This window comes from Lysinibacillus sp. GW823-FHT06C08, assembly GCF_058795135.1.
In genome coordinates, this window is the sequence record NZ_JBXAHN010000001.1 from 1416097 (window position 1) to 1442597 (window position 26501).

At 38.3% G+C, this 26501-nt stretch carries 28 protein-coding genes and 1 riboswitch; of the genes, 14 read left to right on the forward strand and 14 right to left on the reverse strand.

What is annotated here, in order from left to right:
• Positions 1–58 precede the first annotated feature (58 nt).
• Together AC1Q6O_RS06630 and AC1Q6O_RS06635 are read left to right on the forward strand one after the other, a co-directional pair.
• Positions 59–457, forward strand: a complete 399-nt coding sequence (locus tag AC1Q6O_RS06630) for a MarR family winged helix-turn-helix transcriptional regulator (RefSeq protein WP_008181866.1) — start codon at positions 59–61, stop codon at positions 455–457.
• A gap of 5 nt (positions 458–462) precedes the next feature.
• Positions 463–1653 (forward strand): MFS transporter, encoded by a 1191-nt coding sequence (locus AC1Q6O_RS06635; protein WP_089985175.1) that lies wholly within the window; start codon positions 463–465, stop codon positions 1651–1653.
• A gap of 39 nt (positions 1654–1692) precedes the next feature.
• Here AC1Q6O_RS06635 and AC1Q6O_RS06640 read toward each other — a convergent pair whose 3' ends face one another.
• The 5 genes from AC1Q6O_RS06640 to AC1Q6O_RS06660 all read right to left on the reverse strand — a co-directional run bounded on the left by AC1Q6O_RS06640 (position 1693) and on the right by AC1Q6O_RS06660 (position 6360).
• Entirely contained in the window at positions 1693–2307 is a 615-nt protein-coding gene (locus AC1Q6O_RS06640) for a C40 family peptidase (RefSeq protein WP_239354449.1), read from the reverse strand.
• A 256-nt stretch (positions 2308–2563) separates the two neighbouring features.
• Positions 2564–3142 carry a DUF3862 domain-containing protein gene (locus AC1Q6O_RS06645; RefSeq protein ID WP_008181814.1) on the reverse strand — a complete coding sequence of 193 codons (579 nt, stop codon included), beginning with the start codon at positions 3140–3142 and terminating at the stop codon, positions 2564–2566.
• A 105-nt stretch (positions 3143–3247) separates the two neighbouring features.
• A complete protein-coding gene (locus AC1Q6O_RS06650) occupies positions 3248–4432 on the reverse strand; it encodes an MFS transporter (protein WP_043990831.1) in 1185 nt (394 codons plus the stop codon).
• Between the two features lie 19 nt (positions 4433–4451).
• The gene (locus AC1Q6O_RS06655) at positions 4452–5273 is read right to left on the reverse strand and encodes a MerR family transcriptional regulator (protein WP_043990832.1); all 822 of its coding nucleotides are present in this window, start codon (positions 5271–5273) and stop codon (positions 4452–4454) included.
• Between the two features lie 76 nt (positions 5274–5349).
• On the reverse strand, positions 5350–6360 hold the full coding sequence (locus tag AC1Q6O_RS06660; RefSeq protein ID WP_239354450.1) for an alpha/beta fold hydrolase: 1011 nt from the start codon (positions 6358–6360) through the stop codon (positions 5350–5352).
• 139 nt (positions 6361–6499) lie between these two features.
• Between AC1Q6O_RS06660 and AC1Q6O_RS06665 the strand changes: the two genes are divergently transcribed.
• Positions 6500–7393: a LysR family transcriptional regulator gene (locus AC1Q6O_RS06665; protein ID WP_342532481.1), complete on the forward strand. Its 894-nt coding sequence runs from the start codon at positions 6500–6502 to the stop codon at positions 7391–7393.
• 30 nt (positions 7394–7423) lie between these two features.
• Here the strand turns inward: AC1Q6O_RS06665 and AC1Q6O_RS06670 are convergent, their stop codons facing one another.
• The 4 genes from AC1Q6O_RS06670 to AC1Q6O_RS06685 all read right to left on the reverse strand — a co-directional run bounded on the left by AC1Q6O_RS06670 (position 7424) and on the right by AC1Q6O_RS06685 (position 10351).
• Positions 7424–8170, reverse strand: coding sequence for an amino acid ABC transporter ATP-binding protein (locus tag AC1Q6O_RS06670; protein WP_342532482.1), 747 nt, complete (start codon positions 8168–8170; stop codon positions 7424–7426).
• An 11-nt stretch (positions 8171–8181) separates the two neighbouring features.
• Positions 8182–8838, reverse strand: coding sequence for an amino acid ABC transporter permease (locus tag AC1Q6O_RS06675; RefSeq protein ID WP_089985054.1), 657 nt, complete (start codon positions 8836–8838; stop codon positions 8182–8184).
• A 65-nt stretch (positions 8839–8903) separates the two neighbouring features.
• Complete coding sequence (locus tag AC1Q6O_RS06680) at positions 8904–9701, reverse strand: amino acid ABC transporter substrate-binding protein (protein ID WP_090001779.1); 798 nt, start codon at positions 9699–9701, stop codon at positions 8904–8906.
• Between the two features lie 257 nt (positions 9702–9958).
• Positions 9959–10351 carry a ribonuclease HI family protein gene (locus tag AC1Q6O_RS06685; protein WP_089985051.1) on the reverse strand — a complete coding sequence of 131 codons (393 nt, stop codon included), beginning with the start codon at positions 10349–10351 and terminating at the stop codon, positions 9959–9961.
• A gap of 191 nt (positions 10352–10542) precedes the next feature.
• Here AC1Q6O_RS06685 and AC1Q6O_RS06690 point away from each other — a divergent pair, with 191 nt between their 5' ends.
• Positions 10543–10734 (forward strand): zinc-finger domain-containing protein, encoded by a 192-nt coding sequence (locus AC1Q6O_RS06690; protein WP_012293843.1) that lies wholly within the window; start codon positions 10543–10545, stop codon positions 10732–10734.
• A gap of 68 nt (positions 10735–10802) precedes the next feature.
• Here the strand turns inward: AC1Q6O_RS06690 and AC1Q6O_RS06695 are convergent, their stop codons facing one another.
• The gene (locus AC1Q6O_RS06695) at positions 10803–11786 is read right to left on the reverse strand and encodes an SEC-C domain-containing protein (RefSeq protein WP_089985049.1); all 984 of its coding nucleotides are present in this window, start codon (positions 11784–11786) and stop codon (positions 10803–10805) included.
• 227 nt (positions 11787–12013) lie between these two features.
• The gene (pepF, locus tag AC1Q6O_RS06700; protein ID WP_089985048.1) at positions 12014–13831 is read right to left on the reverse strand and encodes an oligoendopeptidase F; all 1818 of its coding nucleotides are present in this window, start codon (positions 13829–13831) and stop codon (positions 12014–12016) included.
• A gap of 234 nt (positions 13832–14065) precedes the next feature.
• On the opposite strand from pepF, the gene AC1Q6O_RS06705 reads away from it, so the two are divergent.
• The gene (locus AC1Q6O_RS06705) at positions 14066–14506 is read left to right on the forward strand and encodes a Dps family protein (protein WP_008181825.1); all 441 of its coding nucleotides are present in this window, start codon (positions 14066–14068) and stop codon (positions 14504–14506) included.
• A gap of 195 nt (positions 14507–14701) precedes the next feature.
• Positions 14702–15151: a general stress protein gene (locus tag AC1Q6O_RS06710; protein ID WP_171365453.1), complete on the forward strand. Its 450-nt coding sequence runs from the start codon at positions 14702–14704 to the stop codon at positions 15149–15151.
• Between the two features lie 226 nt (positions 15152–15377).
• Here AC1Q6O_RS06710 and AC1Q6O_RS06715 read toward each other — a convergent pair whose 3' ends face one another.
• Positions 15378–16277 (reverse strand): DMT family transporter, encoded by a 900-nt coding sequence (locus tag AC1Q6O_RS06715; RefSeq protein WP_089985046.1) that lies wholly within the window; start codon positions 16275–16277, stop codon positions 15378–15380.
• A gap of 134 nt (positions 16278–16411) precedes the next feature.
• On the opposite strand from AC1Q6O_RS06715, the gene AC1Q6O_RS06720 reads away from it, so the two are divergent.
• The 5 genes from AC1Q6O_RS06720 to AC1Q6O_RS06740 all read left to right on the forward strand — a co-directional run bounded on the left by AC1Q6O_RS06720 (position 16412) and on the right by AC1Q6O_RS06740 (position 20312).
• Positions 16412–17290, forward strand: coding sequence for a LysR family transcriptional regulator (locus tag AC1Q6O_RS06720; protein WP_043990703.1), 879 nt, complete (start codon positions 16412–16414; stop codon positions 17288–17290).
• Positions 17291–17364: 74 nt separating this feature from the next.
• Positions 17365–18039: a phosphopantothenoylcysteine decarboxylase domain-containing protein gene (locus AC1Q6O_RS06725; RefSeq protein WP_089985043.1), complete on the forward strand. Its 675-nt coding sequence runs from the start codon at positions 17365–17367 to the stop codon at positions 18037–18039.
• 96 nt (positions 18040–18135) lie between these two features.
• Positions 18136–18744 (forward strand): TetR/AcrR family transcriptional regulator, encoded by a 609-nt coding sequence (locus AC1Q6O_RS06730; protein WP_239354451.1) that lies wholly within the window; start codon positions 18136–18138, stop codon positions 18742–18744.
• Positions 18728–19822 carry a DUF418 domain-containing protein gene (locus AC1Q6O_RS06735; RefSeq protein ID WP_342532493.1) on the forward strand — a complete coding sequence of 365 codons (1095 nt, stop codon included), beginning with the start codon at positions 18728–18730 and terminating at the stop codon, positions 19820–19822. The genes AC1Q6O_RS06730 and AC1Q6O_RS06735 overlap by 17 nt, the downstream gene beginning before the upstream one ends.
• A 170-nt stretch (positions 19823–19992) precedes the next feature.
• Positions 19993–20087, forward strand: a riboswitch (SAM riboswitch).
• 33 nt (positions 20088–20120) lie between these two features.
• Entirely contained in the window at positions 20121–20312 is a 192-nt protein-coding gene (locus tag AC1Q6O_RS06740; RefSeq protein WP_225316224.1) for a YezD family protein, read from the forward strand.
• A gap of 84 nt (positions 20313–20396) precedes the next feature.
• On the opposite strand, the gene AC1Q6O_RS06745 is transcribed toward AC1Q6O_RS06740, so the two are convergent.
• Entirely contained in the window at positions 20397–20882 is a 486-nt protein-coding gene (locus AC1Q6O_RS06745; RefSeq protein WP_008180194.1) for a flavin reductase family protein, read from the reverse strand.
• Positions 20883–21039: 157 nt separating this feature from the next.
• Here AC1Q6O_RS06745 and AC1Q6O_RS06750 point away from each other — a divergent pair, with 157 nt between their 5' ends.
• Positions 21040–21825: a VOC family protein gene (locus tag AC1Q6O_RS06750; RefSeq protein WP_008180197.1), complete on the forward strand. Its 786-nt coding sequence runs from the start codon at positions 21040–21042 to the stop codon at positions 21823–21825.
• 103 nt (positions 21826–21928) lie between these two features.
• Here AC1Q6O_RS06750 and AC1Q6O_RS06755 read toward each other — a convergent pair whose 3' ends face one another.
• Positions 21929–22129, reverse strand: coding sequence for a cold-shock protein (locus tag AC1Q6O_RS06755; RefSeq protein WP_008180199.1), 201 nt, complete (start codon positions 22127–22129; stop codon positions 21929–21931).
• A gap of 213 nt (positions 22130–22342) precedes the next feature.
• Here AC1Q6O_RS06755 and AC1Q6O_RS06760 point away from each other — a divergent pair, with 213 nt between their 5' ends.
• Entirely contained in the window at positions 22343–24022 is a 1680-nt protein-coding gene (locus AC1Q6O_RS06760; RefSeq protein WP_492401010.1) for a formate--tetrahydrofolate ligase, read from the forward strand.
• A 441-nt stretch (positions 24023–24463) separates the two neighbouring features.
• Entirely contained in the window at positions 24464–26500 is a 2037-nt protein-coding gene (locus AC1Q6O_RS06765) for a hydantoinase/oxoprolinase family protein (protein WP_239354453.1), read from the forward strand.
• The last annotated feature ends 1 nt before the right edge of the window (position 26501 follow it).

Sequence of the window (26501 nt, forward strand, 5' to 3'; positions counted from 1 at the left end):
AAAAAAATGAAGCGTATAGTTTATTTAGCTAGGTAAATAATTTTAGGAGGTAGACCAGATGAATCCAATATTCCATGCTTTATTCCAAAAAAGCCGGTATTTAACGAACTGCTTAAATGAAGTTTTGAAGCAGCATCATTTATATAGCTCACAGTGGACCATTTTATATTGTTTACATAAAAACGGGCCTATGACCTTAACGCAAATATGGAAATATTTAAATGTAGAGGCACCAAGCATTACAAGAGCTATCACACGATTAGAAACTTTAGGCTGGGTGGAACGATTAGACGGGGAGGATAAGCGTGAAAAAATTGTAACCTTAACTGCACAGGCCAATGAGCGCTTACCAGCCATTACAGAAACGATTTTAGCGTTTGAGGAAGAAATGGTAGGATCACTGACGGCTGAGGAACAGCAGCAGTTTATGATATTACTGGAAAAAATGAAAGGTTGATTGACATGCAGCAAGAGGAAAATACACAAATATGGACAAAGCGGTTCATTAGTCTCTTTTTAACAAATATCTCAGTCTTTTTTGTTTTCTATGGGCTAGTTACGACTTTGCCGCTTTATGCCATCGGTGAACTACACCAAACGGATAAGGAAGCTGGCTTATTATTGTCAGGTTTTTTACTTTCAGCGATTATTGTGCGTCCATTTTCAGGTAAATTATTAGATGTGTTTGGAAAAAAAAAATTGCTAGTGCTATCCATAGCCGGCTATTTTATTTGTACTGTTTTATATTTATTCATACATCCATTTGGACTTTTACTTGGTCTTCGTTTTATTCAGGGGATTTTCTTTAGTATTATTACAACAGCCGCAGGATCATTAGCTGCAGATATTGTACCAGCTAAGCGAAAAGGGGCAGGCTTAGGGTATTTCACGATGTCTACCAATCTAGCTGTTGTCATTGGGCCATTTATCGGCCTCTTATTAATTCAATATAGCACTTTTAACGTGTTATTTATTATCATGAGTATTTGTATATTAGCTGGGGGCATTTTAGCATTAACGGTTAATACCGACGATTTACCGCAGCCAACACATAAAGGGAAATTAACGTTCACCTTCCACGATTTATTTGAGCGTAAGGCTTTGCCCGTTGCAGCCATCGCTAGTTTAGTAGCTTTTTCCTATGCAAGTGTTTTATCATTTTTATCGGTTTATGCACAGCAGAAAGATTTAATGGCAGTTGCCAGTCTTTTTTATGCCATGTTTGCAGCAGCTATGTTAATTACACGTCCATATACAGGTAAAATTTATGATACAAAGGGGCCTCAATTTGTCATACTTCCTGGTATTATCTCTTTTGCTATCGGACTTATCATGTTAGCCTTCGTTGAAGGACCTATCTTATTTTTGAGTGCAGCTATTTTTGTAGGCTTTGGCTACGGAGCAGTAACAACTAGCTTACAAGCTTTAGCCGTTCAATCAACAGCCATCCAACGAAGCGGTTACGCAACAGCAACCTATTTCACGATGTTTGATCTTGGAATTGCCCTAGGTTCTTATATATTAGGAATGGTAGCCGTACAGGCAGGGTATGCTTCTGTTTACTTATCAGGAGCCGGATTATTAGGAGTGGTCTTTATCATTTATCTCCTACGTCTTGCAAAGATAAAGCCGAAAAAAGTAGTGAATATATAGTAAAACAGTTGGGACACACCCAACTGTTTTTTGCTTTTATTATAAACGACCATAGCCAACGAAATGTTTTTTCCAATAGGCGTTATTTATATTAGCAATAGTAACGCCTCCATTACTAGCATTGATCATTTGATTATTGCCAATATAGATGCCGGCATGAGAAATTCCTGCTTTATATGTATTAGCAAAAAACACGATATCTCCGACTTGAGGTGAACTTACTTTTTTAGCGGACTGATAAAATCCAGCTGCCGTTTTACGTGGTGTTGACTTACCAGCTTGATTAAAGACATAGGTGATATAGCCTGAGCAGTCAAAGCCTGTGCTCGGTTTTACCCCACCAAATGTATATTTGACACCTAATTGTTGCTTGGCGACCTGAAGTAATTTGGACGACGCGTTCGGTGTGGTAGACAGTTGTTGATGGATCGTTAATTTTTGTCCAACATAAATATTGGAAGACGATAAATGATTTAAGTTCATCAATGTTTGATAGGATACACCGTGATGATTGGCAATCTTCCATAAGGAATCACCAGATTGAACGGTATAGGTCGCAGCTGATGCTGATTCTACTGTTGAAAAAAGTACGGATGCGCTTAATGCCAATGCCGCTAATTTCATGCCCCATCTATACTTTTTACTGCTCTTCATGCTTTCTTTCCTCCTATAATGTTAAAATTTAATACGAAATTGATTTTAACATCATATTATTACAGTTAGATGTCAATAAAATAACAATACAAAGACTTTTTACAATGGGATGAACATGGTTTTTTTCTGATGATTTAGGGCTAGATGGGGGGAGACAATGACCTGCTGAAGTTTGATCTAATCGGAGAACAAATGGTTTAAATAAGAAGGGAGAAAACCAAATAACCAGATACTCAAATGAGTACCTGGTTTGATTTTATTCTAATCCTAATTGAGTTTTGTTCATTAATTTACCACCTTGAAACATTAACGAGGCATTGGCACCTAAGGATTTACCATTATAAGTATACATAACGATATCCCCTGATTCAGAAAGAACCGCACCTTCGCCACCAAGGATATCGAATACTTGTTCTTTTGTCATTCCATTTTCTAGCTTGTTAAATTGGTCAAGAGTAATTTGGATATCAGACGTTTCAACACCGAATTGTGCTTTATTGATTAACTTACCACCTTGGAACATCATTGTAGAAGATGACATGACGCCATCTGTTTCAAATTCGTACATAACAGTGTGGTGAGGTTCACCAGCTGAGCCTGTTTCAGACATAATATTGCCCTCGGCACCAACAATTTTTACAACTTCTTCGTATGTCATGCCATCTTTAATTTGTTTGAATTTTTCTTCTGTCAATTTACCTTCTTCTTTTGCAGCTGGTGCGGATGCTTCTTGTTTAGAATCATTTGTTGATTCATCCTTTGTAGCGGTCTCTCCACATCCAGCTAAGCCAAGACTTAATAATAGTGCCGTGCTAAAAATGAGTTTTTTCTTCATAATGAATTCCCCTTTAATTAAAAGTATTATTAAATTGTATCAATAATGGAAGGTATTGTCATTATGTAAAAAACAACCTATTTTTATCTAGCATATCAGGGTTAATTAATATTTTTCTTTAGGCACAATGGAGGTTTCAATTCCATTATTCCATGTTCTGAATAGCATGATGGCAAGACATAAAGCAATGATTACTGCACCCAATCCTACCCAATTCAAATTTAGGACGGAGGTATGGCTGATGACAAGCCCGCCTAATCCAGAGCCTAGCGCAAAACCAAATTGAATAAAGGACGTATTGATGCTTAGGGCAATATCTGGATTTCGAGGTACCAAGGTGACCAAAAATAACTGCTGAGCAGGGGAAATACTCCATGTTGCTAGCATGAATATCATGAGAACTAAGATCAACACAAAGAGATGGAAGCCCGCTAGCGTGAATAAAAGTAAGGTTACTCCCTGTAAGAACAGTCCGAAATAAATGGTGAATTTCGAACCTTTTGTATCTGCTAATTGTCCGCCCATTCTTGATCCCATGAAGCTACAAATTCCTGCTAGAAATAGAATGCCACTAATTTCAGTTATGGAAAGGGTGGATGTGGCTTGCAAGAAGGGCGTAATATACGTGAATAGAGTAGCGTATCCACCGATATAAAATATAGTAATAGCCAGGGCAGTGAGAATTTTTGGGTCTTTTAAAATAGAGAGCTGCATTCTAAGGGTAACAGTTTCTTCTTCTTTGATTGCTGGAACCCTTTTATAAACAGTTAGCAATGGGAGAATCGTTAATAAACCGATCAAAATAAACAAAACTCTCCATCCAAACATTTCACTAAAAAAGGTACCGATCGGAACACCAAGCACGAGTGAGCTACTTAGACCCATCAAAATAATCCCGATTGCACGGCCTCTTTTTTCTTTTTCAACTAGTCGTGTAGCTACTGCCATGGCTACCACTGTAGCAATTCCTCCGCTAACCCCTTGCATAATTCGTATCCACAGTGCTGCTTCATAAGCAGGACTTATAAACATTAGTACGTTGCTGACAATAAACACACCTATAGTTATAATGAGTAACTTTTTACGGTCCATATTGATTGTGAGGGCGATTAGAATCGGAGCGATAATGGCCGCAGCGAGGGCAAATACAGTCACCAATAACCCAGCTTCAGAAACGGTTACTCCAAAGTCCACGGCAATCATTTCAATTACTCCTGTAATAATGTACTCAACAGTTCCGATTAGAAAAACAACAAATGCTAAAATATAGATAATCATATTATTTTTCAACTCAATTCCCTCCGCCTTTTTAATTTCTCTCTATAATGGGAATTTGTATTTCCATTAATTGTGCATTCTGTGACGTAGATAACGGTAAATATATTTCCCTACCAGGTTCGTTTTCTTTAATCTGATAGTTGTTTTTTTCAATCCATTTAGCTAAATCTACACAGGCTGTACTAGCAAAATGAGAATCCGAGCGAAAGGTCATGGTTGCCATCATCGGCTCAGAGGGAAGTGTTCGTAATTGAAATGTATCTGGATACGATGGAAGCTCCCGGCTTAAAAAATAACCGACTTCAAATTCGAACTCATCTTCTGGGTCCTCTATTTCTTTCCATAAAACGACCTGAGGACTTTGAGTCAATTGGCGAGTTTCCTTTAGTAATATGTGATTAAATGTCCGAAATAGATCCGGAATGTCTTCTTCTCTTCCGTGCGCCTTCAAAGAAAGGAACTGCTGGGTATCTTCAGCCTTGATCCTGATTTCTTGTACGGTTTCTACTTGCCCCTCACTTTCTAAAAGCTGCATACGTTCCTCAATCCGAGCAAGCTTGGCTTGTTCCATATCAATAATGCGTTGGATTTCACTTTTTTTTAGCTTAAACATCCCTTGAATATCCTTGAATGTAATATCCTCATGGAGCAAATGAATGATTTGTGGCAAAGTGAATCCTAATTCCTTATAAATAAAAATACGATTGATTTCAAGTAGCTGGTCTGCCGAATAGTAACGATAGCCGGTTTCATGATCCACCTTTCTTGGCTTTAATAGACCAATCTGATCATAGTAGCGCAATGTTTTTAAGGATACTTTGCTTAGCCTAGAAAACACACTAATTTTAAACAAAATATCACCTCCAATCTCTATCATAATGGAAGTATATAGTTTCCCGTGCAGGGGAAAGTCAAGAGCAAAATAATTTTTATTCAAGCAGGAACATTTTTAGGTTTTGATCTATAAATTCAGAATCTGGCTCATGCTGTCCAATCCCTGCACAATGTCCCCATTTCGATTCGATAGGGAGGAAGCGGGCATTTGGCATATGTAGTGCATCATAGTTATTATTCTCTGGAGGAAAGAAAAGATCTGTACTTCCTGGCATGACCAATGCACGAGCTGTAATCTTGCTTAATGCAAGCTCGAAATCGCCATCATACGTCGCATTGGCACTGATATTCCCAGTAATGCCAGTACGTAGCATGGAGATTAGATCATTGGCGTCAAAGCTTAAAAACACTTGATCCCAGTAATCTACGAGATATTCCTCCAGCGTTTCATAGCCTTCTTGCTGATAGAGCTGTTCTAAATAATAAGCCTGTGAGAAGCCCCAAGCTGCATAGACGCGTCCCATGGCAGCTAATCCCACTTTAGGTTGCTCGGTGTAAAAACCATTTTTCCAGCTAGAATCAGCTTGAAGGGCAGCAATCATACCTTCAAATACAATCCTGGCATGGGGTCTGGTCATGGCAGTCCCTCCGAATGGAGCGATTCGTTCGACCATATCAGGGTAGCTTGCTCCCCACTGAAAGGTTTGTACAGCCCCTAGCGACCAGCCGACTACGAGTGCTATTTTGGTAATACCAAACTTTTGAGTAACCAATTGGTGCTGTAGTCGCACATTATCATAAATCGAAATGAGAGGGAAATTTGCTTGATGATAGGGTGCTGGTGTATTACTTGGAGAAGAGGATAATCCATTGCCAAGCATATTCGGTATGATGATAAAATACTTCTCTGGGTCCAGTGCCTTACCAGTTCCGATTAACCATTCATTATCGGTATGCAAACCTGCAAACCATGTGGGATAAACAATAACATTATTCTTTTCTGCATTGAGTGTCCCATATGTTTTATAGGCGAGAACTGCATTTGGCAGTATGTCACCTGATTGTAGCTGAATGTCTCCCAGTTCATAAAGTTCATAATCTCTCATGTGAAAAACTCCCTTTCGTAATTAAAGATGGATTAAATGGCCTTTCTTGTCATTACTCTACGAGAATGCTATTGTTAAGTCAAAGAAACGTTTTTGAATAAAATGTTCATTTTTTTTGAATTACGGGGTGAAATTTACTATGGAATTGCGTCAATTAAAGACCTTTTATACACTTGCTTCGACCCTCAGTTTTAGCCGTACTGCCGAAGTGCAAAACTATGTTCCATCAACGGTTACGATGCAAATGAAGGCATTAGAAGAAGAACTCGGTGTTAAGCTGGTGGATAGATTAGGGAAAAAAGTAATTCTGACCGATGCCGGTAGACGTTTTCTAGATTATGTAGTCCGTATATTGGATGAAATTGAAGAAGCAGAGCATGCCGTTAAGCAATCGGGCGAAATGACGGGGACGTTGGTCATTAGCGCAGATGAAACGTTGTGCACGTACCGTCTGCCTGCTGTTTTGCGTCTGTTTCGCTTACGTTATCCAGGAATTCGGCTCATATTTCGGCCGTTGTCTCATTCGAATTTAAAACAGAGTTTGCGAGAAGGGGACGCGGACATTATTTTTATGCTCGATGAGGACAAAAAAGAGATGGGCTTTTGCGGAGAAAAAATGCAGGATGAGCCCTTTTATATTTTGGTAGCTCCCGATCATCCTTTAGCTTCACGTACTGAATTGGACATTGAAGATTTTAATGGGGAGACCTTTTTGCTGACGGAAAAGGGGTGTTCCTATCGCACATTTTTTGAACGGAGTCTTTCACAAAAGGGTATGGGCGGAATTACCGAATTGGAATTTAACAGTGCGGAGGCCATTAAACAATGTGCGAAAATCGGAATGGGCATCGCGATCTTACCTGAAATGGCTGTGACAGCAGAATTGAGTAGGGGGGAGCTGGTCTCGTTGCCATGGGATATGACAGCCACATCGTTTGCCACCCAAATGTTTTGGCATGAAGAAAAGTGGATTTCGCCTGCCATCCATGCTTTTTTAAATTTGGCACGAGACAGCTTTGTGAATAATAAATAAAAAGGGAGAGCAGTTACGTCTGCTCGCCTTTTAGTTTAGGTTCTTTTGTAAAAATGCCTTTGTCCGTTCATTTTGTGGGTTCGTAAAGAAGTTTTCTGGGTGGTCGGATTCGATAATTTGTCCATCATCCATAAAGACAACCTTATTGGCTACTTCTCGCGCAAAGCCCATTTCATGTGTAACGACAATCATCGTCATATGGTCTTCAGCTAAGCTTTTCATGACCTTTAATACTTCTCCTGTCAGCTCTGGATCTAAGGCAGACGTTGGCTCATCAAATAATAAAATTTGAGGGTTCATCATTAAAGCACGGGCAATTGCAACTCGTTGCTTTTGACCACCGGATAGATTAGCTGGATAGGCGTTTGCCTTCTCGGAAAGTCCAATTTTTTTCAATAAATCTAGACAACGGCTCGAAATGGCTTCAGCTGATTCTTGTTTTAATAAGAGAGGGGCCATTTCAAGGTTTTGCTGGACTGTTAAGTGGGGGAATAGGTTAAAATGTTGAAAGACCATCCCCATTTTAGCTGTCAGGTTTTTGATTTCCTGAGGCTTGGCATAAACGCCGTCCTGCACAAGATAATCACCATCTACTAAAATGCTACCACCATCAATTTCTTCTAAATGAATTAAGCTTCGAAGCATTGTACTTTTACCAGATCCAGAGGGACCAATCACCGCAATGACATCGTTCTTCTCCACTGAAAATGAAATTTGTTTAAGAACCTCCACTTGATTGAAAGATTTCTTTAAGTTTGTTACTGCCATCAATGCCATATAGATCACCTCTATTCAAATATAAAACGTTTTTCTAGCCATTTAAAGAATACGGTCAAGATCAGCGTCATGATTAAATAAATAGCACCAGCAATAAAGAAAGGTACAATCGTAAAGTCACGATTGACGGCTGTTTGTGCAAAATGTAGCAATTCTGGAACAGCTACAGCATAGAGCAGGGCTGTGTCCTTAATTAGCGTAACCGATTCATTCGATAAAGCTGGTAATGCTACGCGAAACATTTGTGGCAAAATGACACGTGTTGTTGTTTGCCATTTTGATAAACCGAGTACTTGTGCTGCCTCATATTGTCCTTTATCGATGGCGAGTAAACCACCACGAAAAATTTCAGCAAAGTAGGCAGCGTAATTTAAAATAAAGCCAAGACATGCGGCTACAAAACGATCCAATACTAAATATTCACCGATTACTGGCAGCATAGGTAGACCAAAGCAAATTAATAATAATTGTAGTAATAGTGGCGTACCACGCATGATATAAATATACGTATGTGCAAGCCAAGAAAGTGGTTTAATACGACTTTTCACTGCGAGTGTTAGTAAAAAGCCAAATGGAATCGATATAAGAATGGCGATGAAAAACAGTATAACTGTCATTTTCGCGCCTTCTAGCATCGGCCATATCATAGTTTGCCAGTAATCTGCCATAGTGATGTCCCTCCAAAAAGAGTAAGAGTTTCGCAGAGGAAACTCTTACAATAAATATCCTGTCCTTATTTTAAAACTTTATCCTCACCGAACCATTTTGTTGAAATGTCAGCTGCTGTACCATCTTCATTCATTTTGTCAAATGCAGCTTGCAGTTTTTCCAATAATGCTTCGTTCCCTGGTTTTACACCAATACCGTATTGTTCGGGAGCAAGTGATTCCTCTAATAATTTAAATGTATCAGGCTCTTGTGTCATGTAATATTCTGCTACAACAGCATCAATTACGACGGCATCAACACGACCTGTTTTTAAGTCTGATAAAGCTAAAACGTTATCCGAGAATTCTGTAATGGTTTTCACTTCTTTATGGATAGGGTTACCATTTAATGCATCTGCAGCAGAAGAAAGAGATTGAATGCCTACTTCTTTGCCTGCTAAATCATTTAATTTAATAATCTTAGAATCTGCTTTTGTCATAACCACTTGAGAGTTTTCAAGATAAGGCTTTGTAAATAATACTTTTTCTTTGCGCTCATCTGTAATGGTATAACCGTTCCAAATTAAATCAATACGTCCACTGAGTAATTCAGCCTCTTTCGTTTTCCAGTCGATTGGTTGGAATTCAGCTTCTACGCCCATATGCTCAGCTGCCGCACGTGCTAAATCTATATCGAATCCCACGATTTCATTTTTATCATCACGGAAGCCCATTGGTGCAAATTTATCGTCAATACCAATAATGATGGTTTCTTGATCAGCTGAAGATTGGTCTTTCTCTGCTGATTTTTCTTTTGATGTGCCACATGCTGCTAAAACAATTACAGTTGTTAGCATCATAACTAAAGTGATTATACGTTTCATCCTTTATTTCCCCCTATATAAATCTATCGCTTTCGTTTGCTAAACTACTAATGTGTTAAAGGATATCACCGAGGCTAATGGATGTCAATATCGTTTTGGATTAATCAGAAAATTTTATGCATTTTATAGCTAATTTAGTATGATCTTTGTAAGAAAATTGATTTCATAAAAATAATGGAACAGGAGATAGTAAGTATCTGAATAGAAGGGGAAAGAAAAGGGACTGTTATAGTAAACAGTCCTGTGGCATGCATTGGTTAATGATTATTGTTTTGTATAGCTTTTCGTGCCAAGGCATCAGCAGCTTTGTTTTGAGAATCAGGCACCCATTTAATAAAAAATAAATCGAAGGTGTTGGCGAGCCATAATGCTTTTTCCAGAAAAGGTTTAAATTCCTCGTTTTTCACATATTCTTTTTCCATAGAAGCGACAACGATTTTAGAATCAGAGCGAACGGAAACAAGTGTAGAATTAAGCTTTTGTGCTTCCTCGAGTCCCCGGACTAAAGCAGTAAATTCAGCAATATGATTATTTGTTAGCCCGATATACTCACTAATTTGTATATGTTGACCCTCTCCTTTAATAAATATACCAATGCCACTTGGACCAGGGTTACCTGCACTAGCAGCATCTATATAAACCTCTAACATATCATCCCTACTTTACTATTTGACTTCCATATAATTGTACAACATGGATACGCTGTAAAACACCTATGTGCTAGTCGTGATGTGCTTGAAAAAAATTGCTGAAGTGGATAAACAAAATAGTTGCTTGTTCAAAATGAACGCTTCATAATAGTAGGAAGTGAATTTTGGACGTGAAAGGAGCGAGAGTTCACATGGATAAAGTGACGGTTATGAAGGATATAGACGAACTGCATGATACGTATTGCGCAGATTGCTTAGTCATTCAGCAATTACGTAAAGAACGTGGTAAACCAGGAGCTCATCGCTTCTGTATTGAAGCTTGTTCAATTGGAGAAAAGCTACAGTTTTTAGGTGAAGAGCTTTTGAAAGTTTACAGTAAATAAATAGGCACCGTTTAGAAAAAGCTACACTTATCAGCAAATGCTAATAAATGTAGCTTCTTTTTTAGGTTTTATTTTGTTTCGACATAGCTAGTTAAATCTTGGTAATACTTTGTAAGTGAAGAAGCGGAAATATCAAAAGTTGCGGCAATTTCTTTTACCGTCATAGAAAGAGATTCAAAGAGCTCTTTTTCCTGGCCATAACGAATTGCACCAGCAGCAATAGCCGCCTCTTTGCGCGCAGTAGGTTGTCCTTCTATTAAATAGTCCTCTAATAGCTCAAGTATTGGAGCTGTTTCACGATCATTTTGCTCTAAGAATTCTTTTACTTGTGTAAGGACTGTGCTTTCAAAATTAGTGAATTCTTCCCCTTTATAGCCGTTGGAGACAAGTAATTCCCAGAATGCAAGATGTTCTTCTTTTAAGAAAGCTCCAACCTTTTTCTCGGATGCTTCAAAGTTTTTCTTGAATTCTTCAAATACTTTTAAATGGTCCTCAGGGAAGAAAATCAATGTAGACACAGCTAAATAATGTGTCAATTTCTTCGTTCCATCCGGTAAAATAAAGGCAAAGACATGCATGCCTTCCGGAATTGGTTTATTATTTTCACGACGAATATAAAGCTCTTCATTTGTAAGTAAATGGCTAGCTTTAAAATATTTTTCCTCAACAACAGTTACCGTACCGATAAATAATGTAGGGTGAGACCAGTCTTCCAGTACTTTTACTGTAGAAGGTCTAACTGCTTTTTTCTTCGTTTTCTTTAAATAACTTTTCCAAATAGATGGCTCTTGATGGAAGAAAAAGTCGTCTAAAGCGATGGCTTCAATCAGCTCACGCTGTAGCACGCTCTCTAATTTAGGTTGCCATGTGCCTACATGCTCGATATAAGCACGAACATCTTTACGCTCAGGATACTCTAAGTAAAATGTTTGTAGCACACGCTCTAATTCTTCGATTTGTACTGTTTCCACTGTTACTTGTTGTTTACCTTCACAACATTTTTTATATTTTTTGCCGCTACCGCATGGGCATGGATCATTACGTTTTACCATAATTAGAACACTTCCTTTGACAATTGTTAATCGTATATTGCTAAATAATTTGTGTACTATTAATAATAACGGTACTTTTGTATGAAGAAAAATGATTGTCTATTTTGAAATATCTAAAAAGTGTGGAGGGACGCCCTAATTCAAGTATATGTATGCACGTTTTCACTTAGAACTAAAAAAAGAAAACGATCTGTACGTTGCAAGCACAGAACCGTTTTCTAGAAATTTTATGATTGTTGCACAGCCTCAATTTCCAGTGTGAGGCGCTCAAGCTCGTCTACCAAATGACCAATATAGGCAATCGTATCTCGAAGTGGTTGATCCGTTGTAATATCAACGCCTGCCATTTGTGCTAATTCCACAGGGGATTTTGTTCCACCAGCCTGCAGGACAGCTAACCATTCTTCAACAGCTGCATCACCTTCTTTTAAAATGCGCTGAGATACTTGTGTTGAAATAGTTAAGCCCGCACTATAAGTGTATGGGTAAAGGCCCATATAATAATGAGGCTGACGCATCCACGTCAGTTCAGCACCTTCCGTAATATCCACTGCATCACCCCAGAATTCTTCTAGCACCGAACGTTTTAACTGGTTTAAAATATTCGCATTGACAGACTCACCAGCGTCCACCAATTCATATACTTTTCGTTGGTACGCGGCTTCAAGTAAGTGTGTGACAAAGTTATGATAATACGTTTTAGAAACAATATTTGAAATCACCCAACGCTTAAAGCGCACATCTTCATTATGCGTTAATAAATAATTCGCTAGCAGCATTTCATTCATAGTAGATGGTGCTTCAATAAAGTATAGGGAAGGGCGACTGTTAAAATAGGATTGATGCGCATACGTATTCGCAAAATGTCCTGCATGACCAAGCTCATGAACGAGGGTAAAGACTTCATTCATACGTTCATTCCATGACATTAAAATATATGGGTGACTACCATAAGGACTTGAACAGAATGCCCCTGTAGATTTCCCTTTATTTGGTGCAAAGTCGATCCAACGTTCCTTGAAGGCTCTGTCCATTAGGTGATTGTAGTCTTCACCCATAACCGCTAATGATTTATCAACATATTCCTTCGCTTCGTCCATCGATAATTTTGGATCATAGGCAGAATCTAAAGCGATTTTCAAATCTGCAAATGTCATGTGCTCAATGCCATTCGCTTTTTGAATTAATTTTGCATATCGACGCATATGTGGGGCAAGCTCTTTTGAAATCAAATCGATTTGGCGATTATAAAGGGAGCGATCGACATCTTGATCGAATAGTAAATAATCAAAAATGGAATCAAAGCCTCGTAGATCCGCCATTGTTTTTTCTTGTTGAATATGTGTGTTATAAACTTGTGCTGTTGTATGTTGATAATCACTCAACTTGCTTGAAAAAGCTTTAAAGGCAGCACGGCGCACTTCTGTATTGGCCTCAAACTCCCAATTATTTTCATAAAGGACAAAGCTTAACGGATGCCTTTCACCATCTGCTTCAAATTCACCAAAATTCATATCTACTAATTTCGTCGTATTATATGTTTCGTATGGCGCATCAAAAGTAGAACTAAAGGCAGCAAGCGTTTTTTCAACTTCTGGATGTAGCTGATGAGGTTTCCGTTTTAATAATTCCTCTAAATAATGTTTGTAAAGAGGGCTTAATGTTGCTGCTTCTTGTAGTACCCCTTCATCCAAAGTAAGTAATTCACTCCGTACGAATGATAAGGCACTGCTTATTTTACCGATAGCTGTACCAAATTTTGCAGCACGCATTTGGGCTACATCATCCGTTCGATCTACCTGTAGGTTTAAGCTCGCATACGTACCAATTGGAACGATACTTTTTTGCAAATTTTCGAAAGCCGTTAATACATCAATAACTTTTTGCGCATCTGTAATGGAGCCTTGATACGTTTGTTCAAAGCTAAGAGCCTCCTCTACAAGCTGCGCTAAAATAGGTTCAAAATCTGCATCATTTTTCAGTAAATCAGTTAAATCCCACGTTTCTTCTACTGCAACATCTTTTCGTAATGGTAAAACTTCCATTTATAAACACCCCTTTACATATAAGTGATTTCATTATAACGAAACTATTTCGGAAAGTGAAATAATTTAATAGAATAGTTGAAATATTCTTAAAGAAAAGAGTCCTGTTTTTTAATCCAGTAAGTAGGAGTATGTTTGAAATATTGCTAGACGGGAACAATATGTGTATAGCCAACATCATTTGTAACGCATACTAAAGGCTAGAACAATTGACACATTGGAGGAGAAGTAATTATGACACAAAACTTAAACAAACAATTAAATAAGCTAGTATCAACATGGTCAGTACTTTATACAAAGCTGCACAATTATCATTGGTATGTCACAGGGCCTGCATTCTTTACACTGCATGCAAAATTTGAAGAATTGTATAATGAAACAACGTTGAATTTAGATGAAATTGCAGAACGCATTCTTTCGAAGGATGGCAAGCCTGTTGCGACTTTAAAAGAACATCTAGAGCTATCCTATGTAGAGGAAGCAACAGGAAATGAGTCGACGGAGGAAATGGTAGCAACGACGATTTCGGATTTCCAAAAGCTTATGAAAGCGTTGAATTCCACAATGGAGCTAGCAGCAGAGGAAGGGGATGACCGTACAGAGGATTTACTGAATGCGATGTACCAATCCCTTGAAAAGCATACTTGGATGTTAAAAGCCTTCCTCGACAAATAAACGGTTTACAAGCATTCCCAGACAATTTGGGGATGCTTTTTTTTTAGGTTTTTTATCTCTTTATGACAAAAAGAGGACTTGTATAAAAGCATAGTAACATTTATTACAGTTTGGTAACGAAGCGGCAAAAAGAGTTTGTTTCCCCATAGTCAGGGTAATTATTTAGTAAGCCATACAAATTAGGAGGAATTGAACATGAACATGAACATGATGAATGAACAAAATCCAAAAATTGAGGTGGCCCATACAAGGGACGAAATGCTTCATATTCTAGAAAATATGCGAACAGAAGGTTTCCATAAAGAGGATATCCATATTATTGCGAAAGACTCCCAGCAGTTGGAGGATGTGAAATGGGATGATGATGTCCACACACATGAGGCTGGTAACTGGGTGGACCAATTTAAATCTTGGTTTACAGGTGATTCTGCTGTAACAGAAGGATTAAAACGCTTTAATCTTTCCGAGGGGCAAATCGCTTACTATGCTCATCTTGTAGAGCAGGGGAGTATCGTATTATTTGCAGAACGGGATGATGATTATGATACGCTACAATCACAACACCCGGAAACAGCTGCTGAGCAGGAAGAGCGTTTAAGACAAGAACGCCTGAATGAGGCTGAGCAACTTAGAAGATTTTTATAAAAGGAAAACAGTTTGATCATTGTGAATCACTCTGTTCAGACTGTAGACAAACTCTCAATGAATTTTGAGTTTGTCTACAGTCTTTTTTCTTTGACAATTTGACAATAAAATAAAGTAAAGCTCGACCCCGCCCGCAGAAAGCGTACACCCTAGTAGCTAGTGTATTACTAAAAATGGCTGTTGCCCATAGTTTGAACAGAGTGATCATTGTGGATCACTCTGTTTTTTAATGAATTACTTTTTCTGGTGCATCTTTTTTAATAAAGCGCAATACATGGAAATGCTCTAATTGAGCAAATAAATTACCAATCAAAATAAAGCTACCACCAATAACGAGTTTCACTGTCAATCCTTCACCGATGAACATCATCGCAAACATTGCTGCAAATATAGGTTCTAGGGAAAAAATTAGACCTGTATGTGTAGCAGAAGTATACTGTTGTGCAACAGTTTGACCAACGAAGCAAAACGCACTACAAATGATTCCAAGACCTAAAATAGCAATCCAGGATGTCGTATTATTTGGTAACGTCGGTGTTTCCAATAATAATGTTAGGATTAGCGCATAAATGCCAGCGAAGCCTAATTGGTAAATGCCGTATGAAATAGATTCCACATTCCGTGTAAATGAACTGTTTAAAAGTAAATAAATAGAATAGCATAGAGCAGCGATTGCTACTAACAAATCTCCTTTATGGAAGGAGAATGAACCTTGCGCCGTTAATACTGTTATACCAATCATCGTACAAATAATTGCAAAGCTGACGGCTCTGGAAGGTAATTTTTTATCAATAAAGCTACTGAAAATCGGCACTAATACAACCGTTAGACTTAAAATAAAGCCTGCATTTGAAACTGACGTGGACTGTAAGCCAAATAAGCTTAATGCGAACACAATGAATAATAAAAATCCTTGGATAGCTGCATATTTTAAAGTCTTACCATTTACCTTAATCATCCGTTTATAAAAAATAAGCCCTGCTACTAAAAATGCGATGATACAACGCAATGCCACCACATTATAAACAGCCAATGTTTCAAGCCCCATGACCATAAAGGTATAAGATAGTCCCCAAAACATTGTGACAATAACCATCAATACATTTGCTTTTCCTTGGATACTCATTATGTTCACCTACCATCTGTGTACTAAAACAGTTTTTATACTAAAAATTACTATATATCTTGTGTTGAGATTAGTAAAACGAATGTTTATAATGATTAGGATTAAAAAAATTCATGTATGTAGAGGTATTGCTGATGAGCTTAGTGAAATATGAGATTTTAACAAAGGTAGCAGAGGTAGCAAGCTTTACAAAAGCAGCAGATGCACTCGGACTAACTCAGTCTGCTGTCAGTCACGCCGTGTCAAGTTTAGAAAAAGATTTTGGATTTGCGCTCATACATCGAAGTAGAGTGGGTGTCACACTGACAAGTGAGGGGCAAACCATGCTAAGGGCGATGCGTCAGGTTTTAGACGCACAGGAATTATTGCAACAAGAGGCAGCACATATTCATGGAGTAACAAGAGGAAACGTGCGTATTGGCGTTATTTCAAGTATATCTTCCAATTGGATGCCAGAAATTATTAGGATTATGGATAATCAGTTTCCTGGAATACAGGTGGAATTACGCGAGGGTGATTATTATGAAATTGAACAATGGCTACTCAGTGGGGAAATAGAGGCTGGTTTTTTAAATGGTCAAAAATCTGAGCAATATCAGTATACGGAATTACAGCAGGACCCTTTATTATGTATCGTTTCAGATCAAAGTCCACTATTTAATAAGTCTGAGATCGATATTGTTGATTTGGAAGATATGCCTTTTATTATGACTTCCTATAAAGGGACCAATGATGTCAAAGTTTTGTTGGAACAATATCATGTGAAGCCCAATATTCGCTTTGAGCTTTCAGAGGAGGTCGGCATTGTTTCCATGATTTCTCATCAACTTGGGATTAGTATTTTACCCCAATTGGTCATTCAGACTTTGCCGCCTACCTTAAGAGCGATTCCTCTGAAGCAAGGTGCCTACCGTACGATTGGGATTGCGATGAAGCATAATGCATCACCTGTAACGAAGAAATTTGCGGAAATTTTAAGTGCATGGTTAATGGAACAAAAAAATGCACTATGATGGAATCTATTGAAGCCTATCCTTGCATTACGGTAAAATAGTAGGTGTATATATTTTAGAAAATAGGTGAGTGGATGGGGACATTACAAGGTAAAACCGTACTCATTACAAGTGGGGGAACACTTGAAAAATGGGATCGTGTACGAGGGCATACGAATTTATCAAAAGGGACAATGGGCTGTTATTTAGCGGAGGCGGCACTCGCTGCTGGTGCTAATGTAGTATATATGCATGGTTATTTTGCACAGCTTCCAGTGAATCACGATCAAATGAAATTGATTAGATTTGAAGGTATTGAGGATTTAGGAGAAAAGGTTCGTCATGCTGTCCAACAAGAACATGTAGATATCGTTATTATGGCTGCGGCTGGCTCCGATTGGGTCATCGATAAAGTATATGATCAATCAGGCAATTTGATGGAGGAAGCGGGGAAAATGCCTTCCGATGAGCCACCTATTATTCATTTTAAAAAGGCGCCAAAAGTCTTAGGGCAAATTAAAGGCTGGCAACCGAATGTGACGCTAGTAGGGTTTAAGCTAGAAGCGACCGATGACGAGGAGTTTTTATTAGCACGTGCACGACTGCGAATGGAAACAGCTCATGCTCAATTGATGGTAGCCAATAGCTCTCAATCTTTATATGGCGGGGACGAGCCCCATTGGATTGTACCTGCTGATGGACTGCCTATGAAAGTAATGGGCAAGCAAAAAACAGCCGAAGCTTTAATGATATATTTACAACATCAATAAATATGAACTGTGTAGAGAAATATTTCTACACAGTTTTTTCTTGTCTAAAAGAGGAGTATCATTTAATATTTACTTAACGGTCGGTAAAAAAGGAGAATGATGATGGGGAATAAGGAACAAACTTTTCAAAAGATTATAGAAGTTGCTTATGTGATGTTTGCAGAAAAAGGGTTTGAAAAAACAAGCTTAGCCATGATTGCTGCAGAGGTCGGTATATCAAAACCAGCCATTTATTATTATTTTCAATCAAAGGATCAATTAATCACTTACTTATTTGATGAACTGTATAAAGTAATTCAACAAGATGTCGCTGTGGATTATAAAGAGCTTTCTCGCGTTAATTTCAAGGAGGAAGTACTCGAGCTGGGCTATAAGTCTATTGAGGCGCAGGGCAAGGATCCTTATTTTAATAAAATATTTAACCAATATGTACTATTAGCAGCTCGCGATGAAAGCTATAAGAAACAATTAGTAGAGCTAGAAACCAGCTTTTTAACAAGCTTTGTGGAAGTCCTACAATATGGCGTGGAGCTAGGGGTTCTAGAGGATACTCCCACTATAGAAGCAAAGGCACAGATGCTAGCCTTGGTCTATGATAATATCGGTAATTTCATGTTAACAGGTAACCAATTGGACTACAGAGCTATTTGGAAGGAGGCTGTGCATAGTGTTATCCAAGGAGGCGAAGATGGCAATAAGAGATGATAATCGGCGCATTGAAGGTCTTGATTTTGCAAGAGCTCTCGCCATGTTTGGTATGTTCATTGTCAATTTTGGAGTCATAACGGGTTCTACAACGAATGGTTCAACATGGTTGATGGCCTTACAAAATCTATTTGAGGGGCGTGCCTCGGCCGTATTTGTCATGCTAGCAGGAATAGGAACAGCTTTAATGACTCGTCAGGCTAGAGAGACTAAGGACCCAATACTTCTTCGTAAGAATCGACTTACTTTGTGGAAGAGGTCGTTTTTGTTATTCGTGATAGGAATAGTCCTATATGCAGTAGGCTGGACAGGAGATATCTTACATTATTATGGCGTGTATATGTTTGTTGCCGCATGTTTGATTGCCCAATCCAAGAAAATGATGATGTTCATAATCGGTGTCATCCTCATCCTTTCACAATGGCTCCAAATTCAATTTAATTACTTCGCTGGGTGGCATCCAACATATGTATTACTAGAGTATCTTGATTTTTGGACACCGGCAGGATTTATAAGAAATTTGATGTTTAATGGCTATCATCCACTATTTCCCTGGATTTGTTTCTTTCTAATTGGCATGGTAATCGGCACATTAGATTTAACTAATCGTTCATTACGAAAAATCTTATTGGTGATGGGCTTATTGCTAGTCATAATGACGGAGACTTTTTCAACGATATTTATTAAGATGACAACGATCCATTTATTAGATGTAGAGAGTGCATTGTATTTATTTGATACGGGACCGATTCCACCGAATATGATGTATGTTCTATCTAACTCAGCGTCGGCAATTGTCCTTATCGTGGGCTCCATCTATCTTGTTGAGACATGTAAAAATAAAGTAATTGAAGCTTTGATCTTTACGGGACAATTGTCTTTAACGCATTATGTCGGCCATGTTTTTATTGGGATTGGAATATTAATTGTTTGCCAAAAGTTGGAGAATCAGACGCTTACCTTTTCCATGCTATATGCCTGCTGTTACTTTGTAGGATGTGTGCTTGTTTCTGTCTGGTGGAGAGCTAAACATCGTCGAGGTCCCCTTGAATTCTTGATGAGGAAATGGAGTTCGTAATAAATTAATGGATTGCCATCTATTTCTCGTTGATTAGGCATAAAATACTTTAGATATAGATAGTTTTCTAATCTAAAATAATCATTACAAAGTATTCAGCTAGGTTTTCTAATATTTTATATTGACAATCTTATTACAGAATTATAGAATTATTTTCAAGAAACGCAGTACTCTTATCAAGATAGGTGGAGGGACTTGGCCCAATGAAGCCTCGGCAACCGAAACATAGGTGCCACTTCCAACCGATGTATCTGAGAGATAGGAGGGGCTATCAATCAGTTTGATGCATTGGCCTCTTTTGTACAACAAGGATGAAAAAGAAGGGGTGTATCGTATGGCTCAGTCGGCAAAGGTAGAAGATAAGAAATTAGAGGCTATTGCAAAGGCCATTCAAAATCTTGAATTTGGTGAAGTGCATATTACGATTCAGGATGGTGTAATTGTTCAAATTAATAGGCTTGAAAAGCAGAGATTTCCTCAGAAGAAATAAAGGATCATTTCAGTTGAACGATGTGAAAAGGCCACCAATAAGCATGGTTTCCGTTGCTTACAAGTGGCCCTTTTTTTATGGCAATTAGCTATAGAAGCTTTTTGGAATCTGACCGATATGACGGCGATGATAGAGAAGGGGCTCCTTTTGAGAGTTTGTAATATCTAGCACCTGGCCAATAAAAATAGTATGATCACCTGCATCTATTTGCTGAAAGGATTTACATTGTAAAATAGCTGCTGTATCATGTAAAATCGGTAGTCCTAAAGAAGAAGTAGACCATTTTGCTTGAGCAAAGCGATCTGGGACTTTACTTGCAAATAATGTACATAATTGCTCTTGATCACTTGCTAAAATATTGACAGCGAATTTTTCCGCACTCATAAAGTAAGGATGGAGCTGAGATTTTTTATCAAGTGACCATAAAATAAGTAGTGGATCAATAGAAACAGATGCAAAAGAATTGACGGTTAAGCCAATTGGATTCGTTTCATGACAAGCTGTAACAACTGTTACACCTGTAGGATAGTTACCTAATGCCAATTTAAAAGCAGCAACATGATCTGTCATTCAAATCACCTCTTTATAGTTAGTAATAAATTAGTTAACGGAGTTAGTAGGTAAATTGCACTTTTTTCATACCATATAGTAACTCCTTTTCTTAAGTAAATATTAAATCAATTACACATCCAGGTAAAGCTAATGGGGGAAAGAAAGGGGAATTGCCATGACTTTATATTTTGATCATCTGGTACATCAAGTAGAATCACCGGAAAATATAAAGGTTTTCTTCAATAAACGAAATGTCCATACAGTGAACGGTGGTCAACACACGATGTGGGGGACTTACAATACGCTAAGTTATTTTGGCTTAAGCTATATTGAACAAATCGCTATTTATGATCGTGATTTATTTGAGCAAGCGGCCCTGTACCCATATTCCCTACATTATACGTTTAAACGTGATCGTGAGCGCCAAGGATTTTCACGAATTGCCTTGCGCACCAAAAATATTGAAGACGATGGTCAACGATTGCGTGCATTGGGCTATGAAGTATATGGTCCCGATGCTTGTAGCCGCACAAGACCAGACGGCACGATAATCGAATGGAAGCTATTGCATTTTGGCAGACCTGGCCTTTCAGTGGATTTTCCTTTCTTAATTGAATGGGCAGATGGAGATGAGGAGCGTTTGGCTCAATTAAAGGCTAGTGGCGCGATTGATGAAAAACAAGCCATTACAATGGAATCCATTCAGTTTTTTGTCAAGGATGTGGAGGAGACGGTGCAGCTTTGGCAGAAAGTATTACAACTACCCGAGTTTGAGCAGCATGAGCAGTTTATGTCTCTACAGCTAGCGAATATGCGCTTGGATTTTTATGAGGAAGCCTCAGCATCTAGCATGACGCTCGGTCATTTAAAAGAAGGGCCAATCGGTGTAACATTAAAGGATCCACACCGAACAAAGGAAACATTAGTGTGTCCAGGTGCTTTTTATTGGATTAATAAATAAATTAAAAATCCACTTCAATCGTTGAAGTGGATTTTTATGTGCAAACATGCAAAAAGTGGATTGAGCCATTTTCAAATACTTCATCCACTTACTATATTCTAGCTTATAATTTTACAACATTTGATGCTTGCGGGCCGCGATTGCCTTCCACAACATCAAATGAAACCTTTTGACCTTCTTCAAGTGTACGGAAGCCTTCCTCCTGGATGCCCGTAAAATGTACAAATACATCTTCTCCATCATCACATTCAATAAAGCCATAACCCTTTTCATTATTGAACCACTTTACGATCCCATGTTGCATAAGCATTCGCCTCCAATGCGCTTGAAAGTAAGATAAAGTTAAAGAAGTCGTGCTATCAATGAGAAAATGTGAAAAAAATGCATTTTCTCTTAGAACATACATGAATTGAACAAAAATGTCAATTGATTGTCGGAATGCTAGCATATCTGACTTTCTTTTTTTTCACAATTAAGACTATAATGGAAATGAACAACATAGAAAGTAGGATGCCAAATGACAACGAAAAATCAACCATTAACAGATTTAGAAATCGCGAGTCAAGCAGTGATCAAACCTATTACGGAAATTGCCAATGCTGCAGGTATTCCAGAGGATGCACTTGAGCAGTATGGCCGCTACAAAGCGAAGATAGACCCATTAAAAATTACAGCTCAAGGTGAGGACGCAAAGGTTGTATTAGTGTCAGCTATTAGTCCAACCCCAGCAGGTGAAGGGAAGTCGACTGTGACTGTAGGACTAGCTGATGCCCTTCATCAATTAAATAAGAAAGTGATGGTAGCTTTACGTGAACCATCTCTTGGTCCAGTAATGGGCGTAAAAGGTGGCGCAACAGGCGGAGGCTATGCACAGGTAGTACCAATGGAGGATATTAACTTACACTTCACTGGTGACCTTCACGCGATAACAACAGCCAATAATGCTTTATCCGCATTTATTGATAATCATATCCACCAAGGGAATGTCTTAAACATTGATCCACGACGTATTATTTGGAAACGTGTGATGGACTTGAATGATCGTTCATTACGGAAAGTGATTGTCGGATTAGGAGGGCCTGTTCAAGGCATGCCACGTGAAGACGGCTTTGATATTACGGTTGCCTCCGAAATTATGGCAGTGTTCTGTTTAGCAACAAGCATTGAGGATTTACGGGAGCGCATCGCTAGCATTGTAATTGGCTACACATTTGAGCGCGAGCCTGTTTTTGTGCGTGATTTACAGGTAGAGGGTGCCTTAACATTATTATTGAAGGATGCCTTTAAGCCAAACTTAGTACAAACATTAGAAGGGACACCAGCTATTATACATGGTGGTCCATTTGCTAATATTGCCCATGGCTGTAATTCCATTATGGCGACACAAACTGCTCGTAAGCTAGCTGATATTGTGGTGACAGAAGCAGGCTTCGGCTCTGATTTAGGTGCTGAAAAGTTCATGAACATTAAAGCTCGTAAAGCAGGCTTTAAGCCAAGTGCCGTTGTGATCGTAGCAACGATTCGTGCACTAAAAATGCATGGTGGTGTTCCAAAAACATCACTTGTCGGTGAAAATGTGGAAGCCCTGCTCCAAGGGATTGAAAATTTAGCTAAACACGTCGACACGGTACGTACATTTGATGTTGAACCGATTATTGCATTAAATCGTTTCATTACAGACACAGAGGCAGAGCTAGAGGCCGTTCTAAACTGGTGCCAAGAAAATCATGTACGTATTGCCCGAACAAATGTCTGGGAAGAGGGCGGTAAAGGTGGAGTAGCCTTAGCTGAACAAGTACTAGCTGTGTTGGAAGAAGAAAACAACTTCTCACCATTATACGATGTAACAGAGTCCATTGAAGAAAAAGTGCGTACCATTGTACAAAAGGTATATGGTGGAAAAGATGTTCAATTCACAGACCAAGCTAAAAAACAAATGGCTCAAATTGAAAAATTTGGCTGGGATTCTCTACCAATTTGTATGGCGAAAACGCAATACTCTTTATCCGATCAGCCTAGCTTACTTGGACGTCCAGAAGGCTTCACGGTCACAATTCGTGAGGTGATTCCAAAGCTTGGTGCTGGTTTCTTAGTTTGTCTGACAGGCGATATTATGACAATGCCAGGACTACCAAAAGCTCCTGCAGCTTTACGCATGAATGTCGATAATGACGGACATGCGGTAGGATTGTTCTAAATAAATGTTGAAAAGCTGCCCTTTAACAGAGGTGCAGCTTTTTTTATTTTTTAGCTGATTTAAAAGCCTAGTCATTTTAACATCTCCTTCCTCAAATGCCACTAAAAAGGATTCTGATATCTTCCTTCTATACTTGATAACCTGTCGAAACATTCATCATCGCCATTTTTTTTTAGAAAATTTACGATTCTAGTTGAAAACTAGGATTTTTTTTCATGCGATTAAAAACTCGAGAAGCTTCCTTATATAAATGTGTTTGGTATTTTTTATCAATAGTTCTCTGTTATTGGAAGGAAAAAGCGGATTTTTACAAAGAGAAGCAATTGTCAAATGAATTTTTATTTAAAAAATACATTGAATTTTCTTTTTATTTTAAATATAATTTACTTAATTCTAATTCGGAACACTGTTCCGATTATAGGGACACGGAGGGATGGAGTCTTGAAAATCGCAACAGATATTGGCGGTACTTTTACCGACCTAGTTTATACAGATGAGAAAGGAAATCTTCATTTTGACAAGGGGCATACGACGCCAGGGCATTTTGAGGATGGGATATTAAACGTATTAGGACGACATGTAACAGAGGATTCTCTCATGGAATCGTTTATTCATGGTTCTACGGTAATTATTAATACATTAACAGAGAGAAAAGGTGGCAAAGTCGGATTAATTACAACAAAAGGCTTCCGTGATATTTTAGAAATTGCACGTGGTAACCGACCAGACTTATATAATTTTAAATATAAAAAGCCAGAGCCATTTGTAGAGCGTTATTTACGACAAGAAATCGATGAACGCATTGATTTTAAAGGAAATATTATGAAAGCGCTTAATAGGAACGAAGTTGGAGAGATTGTCCGTCAATTTAAGGAATCAGGTGTAGAGGCAATTGCCATTTCGCTTATTCATGGCTATAAAAATCCCATTCATGAGCAGCAATTAAAAGAAGAAATAGTAAAAATTTGGCCCGAGGTGTATATTACACTTTCAAGCGAAACGATTAAGGAATATCGTGAATATGAAAGAACAAATACAACGGTTTTAAATTCATATGTGAAGCCCATTGCTCACGCTTATTTAAAAAGCTTAAAAGAAAAATTGAGCACAGTTGGTATTACGGATCATTTAAAAATTATGCAATCAAATGGTGGGACAACAAGCTTTGATAAAGCTATGGAGTTACCAATCAATCTAGTCGAGTCTGGCCCTGTAGCAGGAATGTTTGGGGCAGCAAAATTAGGTGAGCTTCTAAATGAGTCCAATATTATTGCCTTTGATGTGGGTGGTACGACAGCGAAATGCTCACTTATTACAGATGGCAAAGTAAACGTTACGACAGATTACTATATTGAAAGAAATGAAAAATTTGCTGGCTATCCAATTAAAACTCCAGTTGTAGATATTGTTGAAATCGGCAATGGTGGGGGCTCTATCGCTCGTGTGGATCAGTTCGGTTCCTTAAAGGTTGGTCCGGATTCTGCTGGGGCAAACCCAGGTCCAGTAGCCTATGGGCTAGGCAATACACAGCCAACGATTACGGATGCTAATGTTTATTTAGGAAGATTATCATTAGCAAACTTCGATAATCCAATTTCTATCGACAAAGTAGAGGAAGCACTTGTTGAAGCGATTGCGAAACCATTTAATGTTTCAGCGGAAGAAGCAGCGCAAGGTATATTAGATATTGCGAATTCCAATATGTTAAATGCGTTGAAGCTCATTTCCATTCGTAAAGGCTATGATCCAGAAGACTTTACAATGGTTGCCTTTGGCGGTGGTGGTCCACTACACGCTATTAATTTAGCAGAGGAATTAGGCATGAAAAAGGTCATTATACCTTATGGCTCTTCTGTCTTTTCAGCATTAGGAATGATGATGACAGAATATCGACAAGACTATATCCAAACAAGTTTAATGGGCTTTGATCACGCGCATCTTGCGGAAATTCAAGCGAATATTGATCAAGCTATTGAAAGTGCCTATGCTGACGCACCTTTATCGAAAGAGCATTATTATTTCGAAATTAATTATGATTTACGTTATAAAGGCCAAGAGCATGCAGTCAAATTGAACGCATCGAATATCACGATTGATGATGAAGGGCTTCTTCAATTGGCTGAAGCGTTCCATGTAAAACATAAACAAGAATTTTCATTCGATTTGCCAACTACTCCAATTGAATTAGTAAATCTACACATTACCATCTATGGAAAAGATGAGGCTGTTCAATTTAAAGAATTAGATTTCTCTCATATTGATGTGTCAACATGTATCAAAACAAAGCGCAACTTATATGTGAAAGAAAAGGGTTGGGTTGAAGTCAATGTTTATGACCAGCAAAAGCTTGCTCCTGGGTATGTCATTGCAGGTCCTGCTATCGTTGAAAACCCAACATCTACAGTCGTAATCAATGAGAAGCAATCCATAGAAATTGATAAATATGGCAATTTGATTGTAGAGATGGAGGGGAAATAAA

What these genes read in the sequence shown, in the direction of transcription:
- AC1Q6O_RS06725 (WP_089985043.1), top strand. Translation starts at nt 17,365, where the DNA reads ATGGGGACATTACAAGGTAAAACCGTACTCATTACAAGTGGGGGAACA.
- AC1Q6O_RS06695 (WP_089985049.1), bottom strand. Translation starts at nt 11,786, where the DNA reads ATGGTAAAACGTAATGATCCATGCCCATGCGGTAGCGGCAAAAAATAT.
- AC1Q6O_RS06660 (WP_239354450.1), bottom strand. Translation starts at nt 6,360, where the DNA reads ATGAGAGATTATGAACTTTATGAACTGGGAGACATTCAGCTACAATCA.
- AC1Q6O_RS06675 (WP_089985054.1), bottom strand. Translation starts at nt 8,838, where the DNA reads ATGGCAGATTACTGGCAAACTATGATATGGCCGATGCTAGAAGGCGCG.
- pepF (WP_089985048.1), bottom strand. Translation starts at nt 13,831, where the DNA reads ATGGAAGTTTTACCATTACGAAAAGATGTTGCAGTAGAAGAAACGTGG.
- AC1Q6O_RS06730 (WP_239354451.1), top strand. Translation starts at nt 18,136, where the DNA reads ATGATGATGGGGAATAAGGAACAAACTTTTCAAAAGATTATAGAAGTT.
- AC1Q6O_RS06750 (WP_008180197.1), top strand. Translation starts at nt 21,040, where the DNA reads ATGACTTTATATTTTGATCATCTGGTACATCAAGTAGAATCACCGGAA.
- AC1Q6O_RS06670 (WP_342532482.1), bottom strand. Translation starts at nt 8,170, where the DNA reads ATGGCATTGATGGCAGTAACAAACTTAAAGAAATCTTTCAATCAAGTG.
- AC1Q6O_RS06710 (WP_171365453.1), top strand. Translation starts at nt 14,702, where the DNA reads ATGAACATGAACATGATGAATGAACAAAATCCAAAAATTGAGGTGGCC.
- AC1Q6O_RS06720 (WP_043990703.1), top strand. Translation starts at nt 16,412, where the DNA reads ATGAGCTTAGTGAAATATGAGATTTTAACAAAGGTAGCAGAGGTAGCA.
- AC1Q6O_RS06640 (WP_239354449.1), bottom strand. Translation starts at nt 2,307, where the DNA reads ATGAAGAGCAGTAAAAAGTATAGATGGGGCATGAAATTAGCGGCATTG.
- AC1Q6O_RS06665 (WP_342532481.1), top strand. Translation starts at nt 6,500, where the DNA reads ATGGAATTGCGTCAATTAAAGACCTTTTATACACTTGCTTCGACCCTC.
- AC1Q6O_RS06690 (WP_012293843.1), top strand. Translation starts at nt 10,543, where the DNA reads ATGGATAAAGTGACGGTTATGAAGGATATAGACGAACTGCATGATACG.
- AC1Q6O_RS06645 (WP_008181814.1), bottom strand. Translation starts at nt 3,142, where the DNA reads ATGAAGAAAAAACTCATTTTTAGCACGGCACTATTATTAAGTCTTGGC.
- AC1Q6O_RS06755 (WP_008180199.1), bottom strand. Translation starts at nt 22,129, where the DNA reads ATGCAACATGGGATCGTAAAGTGGTTCAATAATGAAAAGGGTTATGGC.
- AC1Q6O_RS06745 (WP_008180194.1), bottom strand. Translation starts at nt 20,882, where the DNA reads ATGACAGATCATGTTGCTGCTTTTAAATTGGCATTAGGTAACTATCCT.
- AC1Q6O_RS06760 (WP_492401010.1), top strand. Translation starts at nt 22,343, where the DNA reads ATGACAACGAAAAATCAACCATTAACAGATTTAGAAATCGCGAGTCAA.
- AC1Q6O_RS06705 (WP_008181825.1), top strand. Translation starts at nt 14,066, where the DNA reads ATGACACAAAACTTAAACAAACAATTAAATAAGCTAGTATCAACATGG.
- AC1Q6O_RS06630 (WP_008181866.1), top strand. Translation starts at nt 59, where the DNA reads ATGAATCCAATATTCCATGCTTTATTCCAAAAAAGCCGGTATTTAACG.
- AC1Q6O_RS06735 (WP_342532493.1), top strand. Translation starts at nt 18,728, where the DNA reads ATGGCAATAAGAGATGATAATCGGCGCATTGAAGGTCTTGATTTTGCA.
- AC1Q6O_RS06685 (WP_089985051.1), bottom strand. Translation starts at nt 10,351, where the DNA reads ATGTTAGAGGTTTATATAGATGCTGCTAGTGCAGGTAACCCTGGTCCA.
- AC1Q6O_RS06680 (WP_090001779.1), bottom strand. Translation starts at nt 9,701, where the DNA reads ATGAAACGTATAATCACTTTAGTTATGATGCTAACAACTGTAATTGTT.
- AC1Q6O_RS06635 (WP_089985175.1), top strand. Translation starts at nt 463, where the DNA reads ATGCAGCAAGAGGAAAATACACAAATATGGACAAAGCGGTTCATTAGT.
- AC1Q6O_RS06715 (WP_089985046.1), bottom strand. Translation starts at nt 16,277, where the DNA reads ATGAGTATCCAAGGAAAAGCAAATGTATTGATGGTTATTGTCACAATG.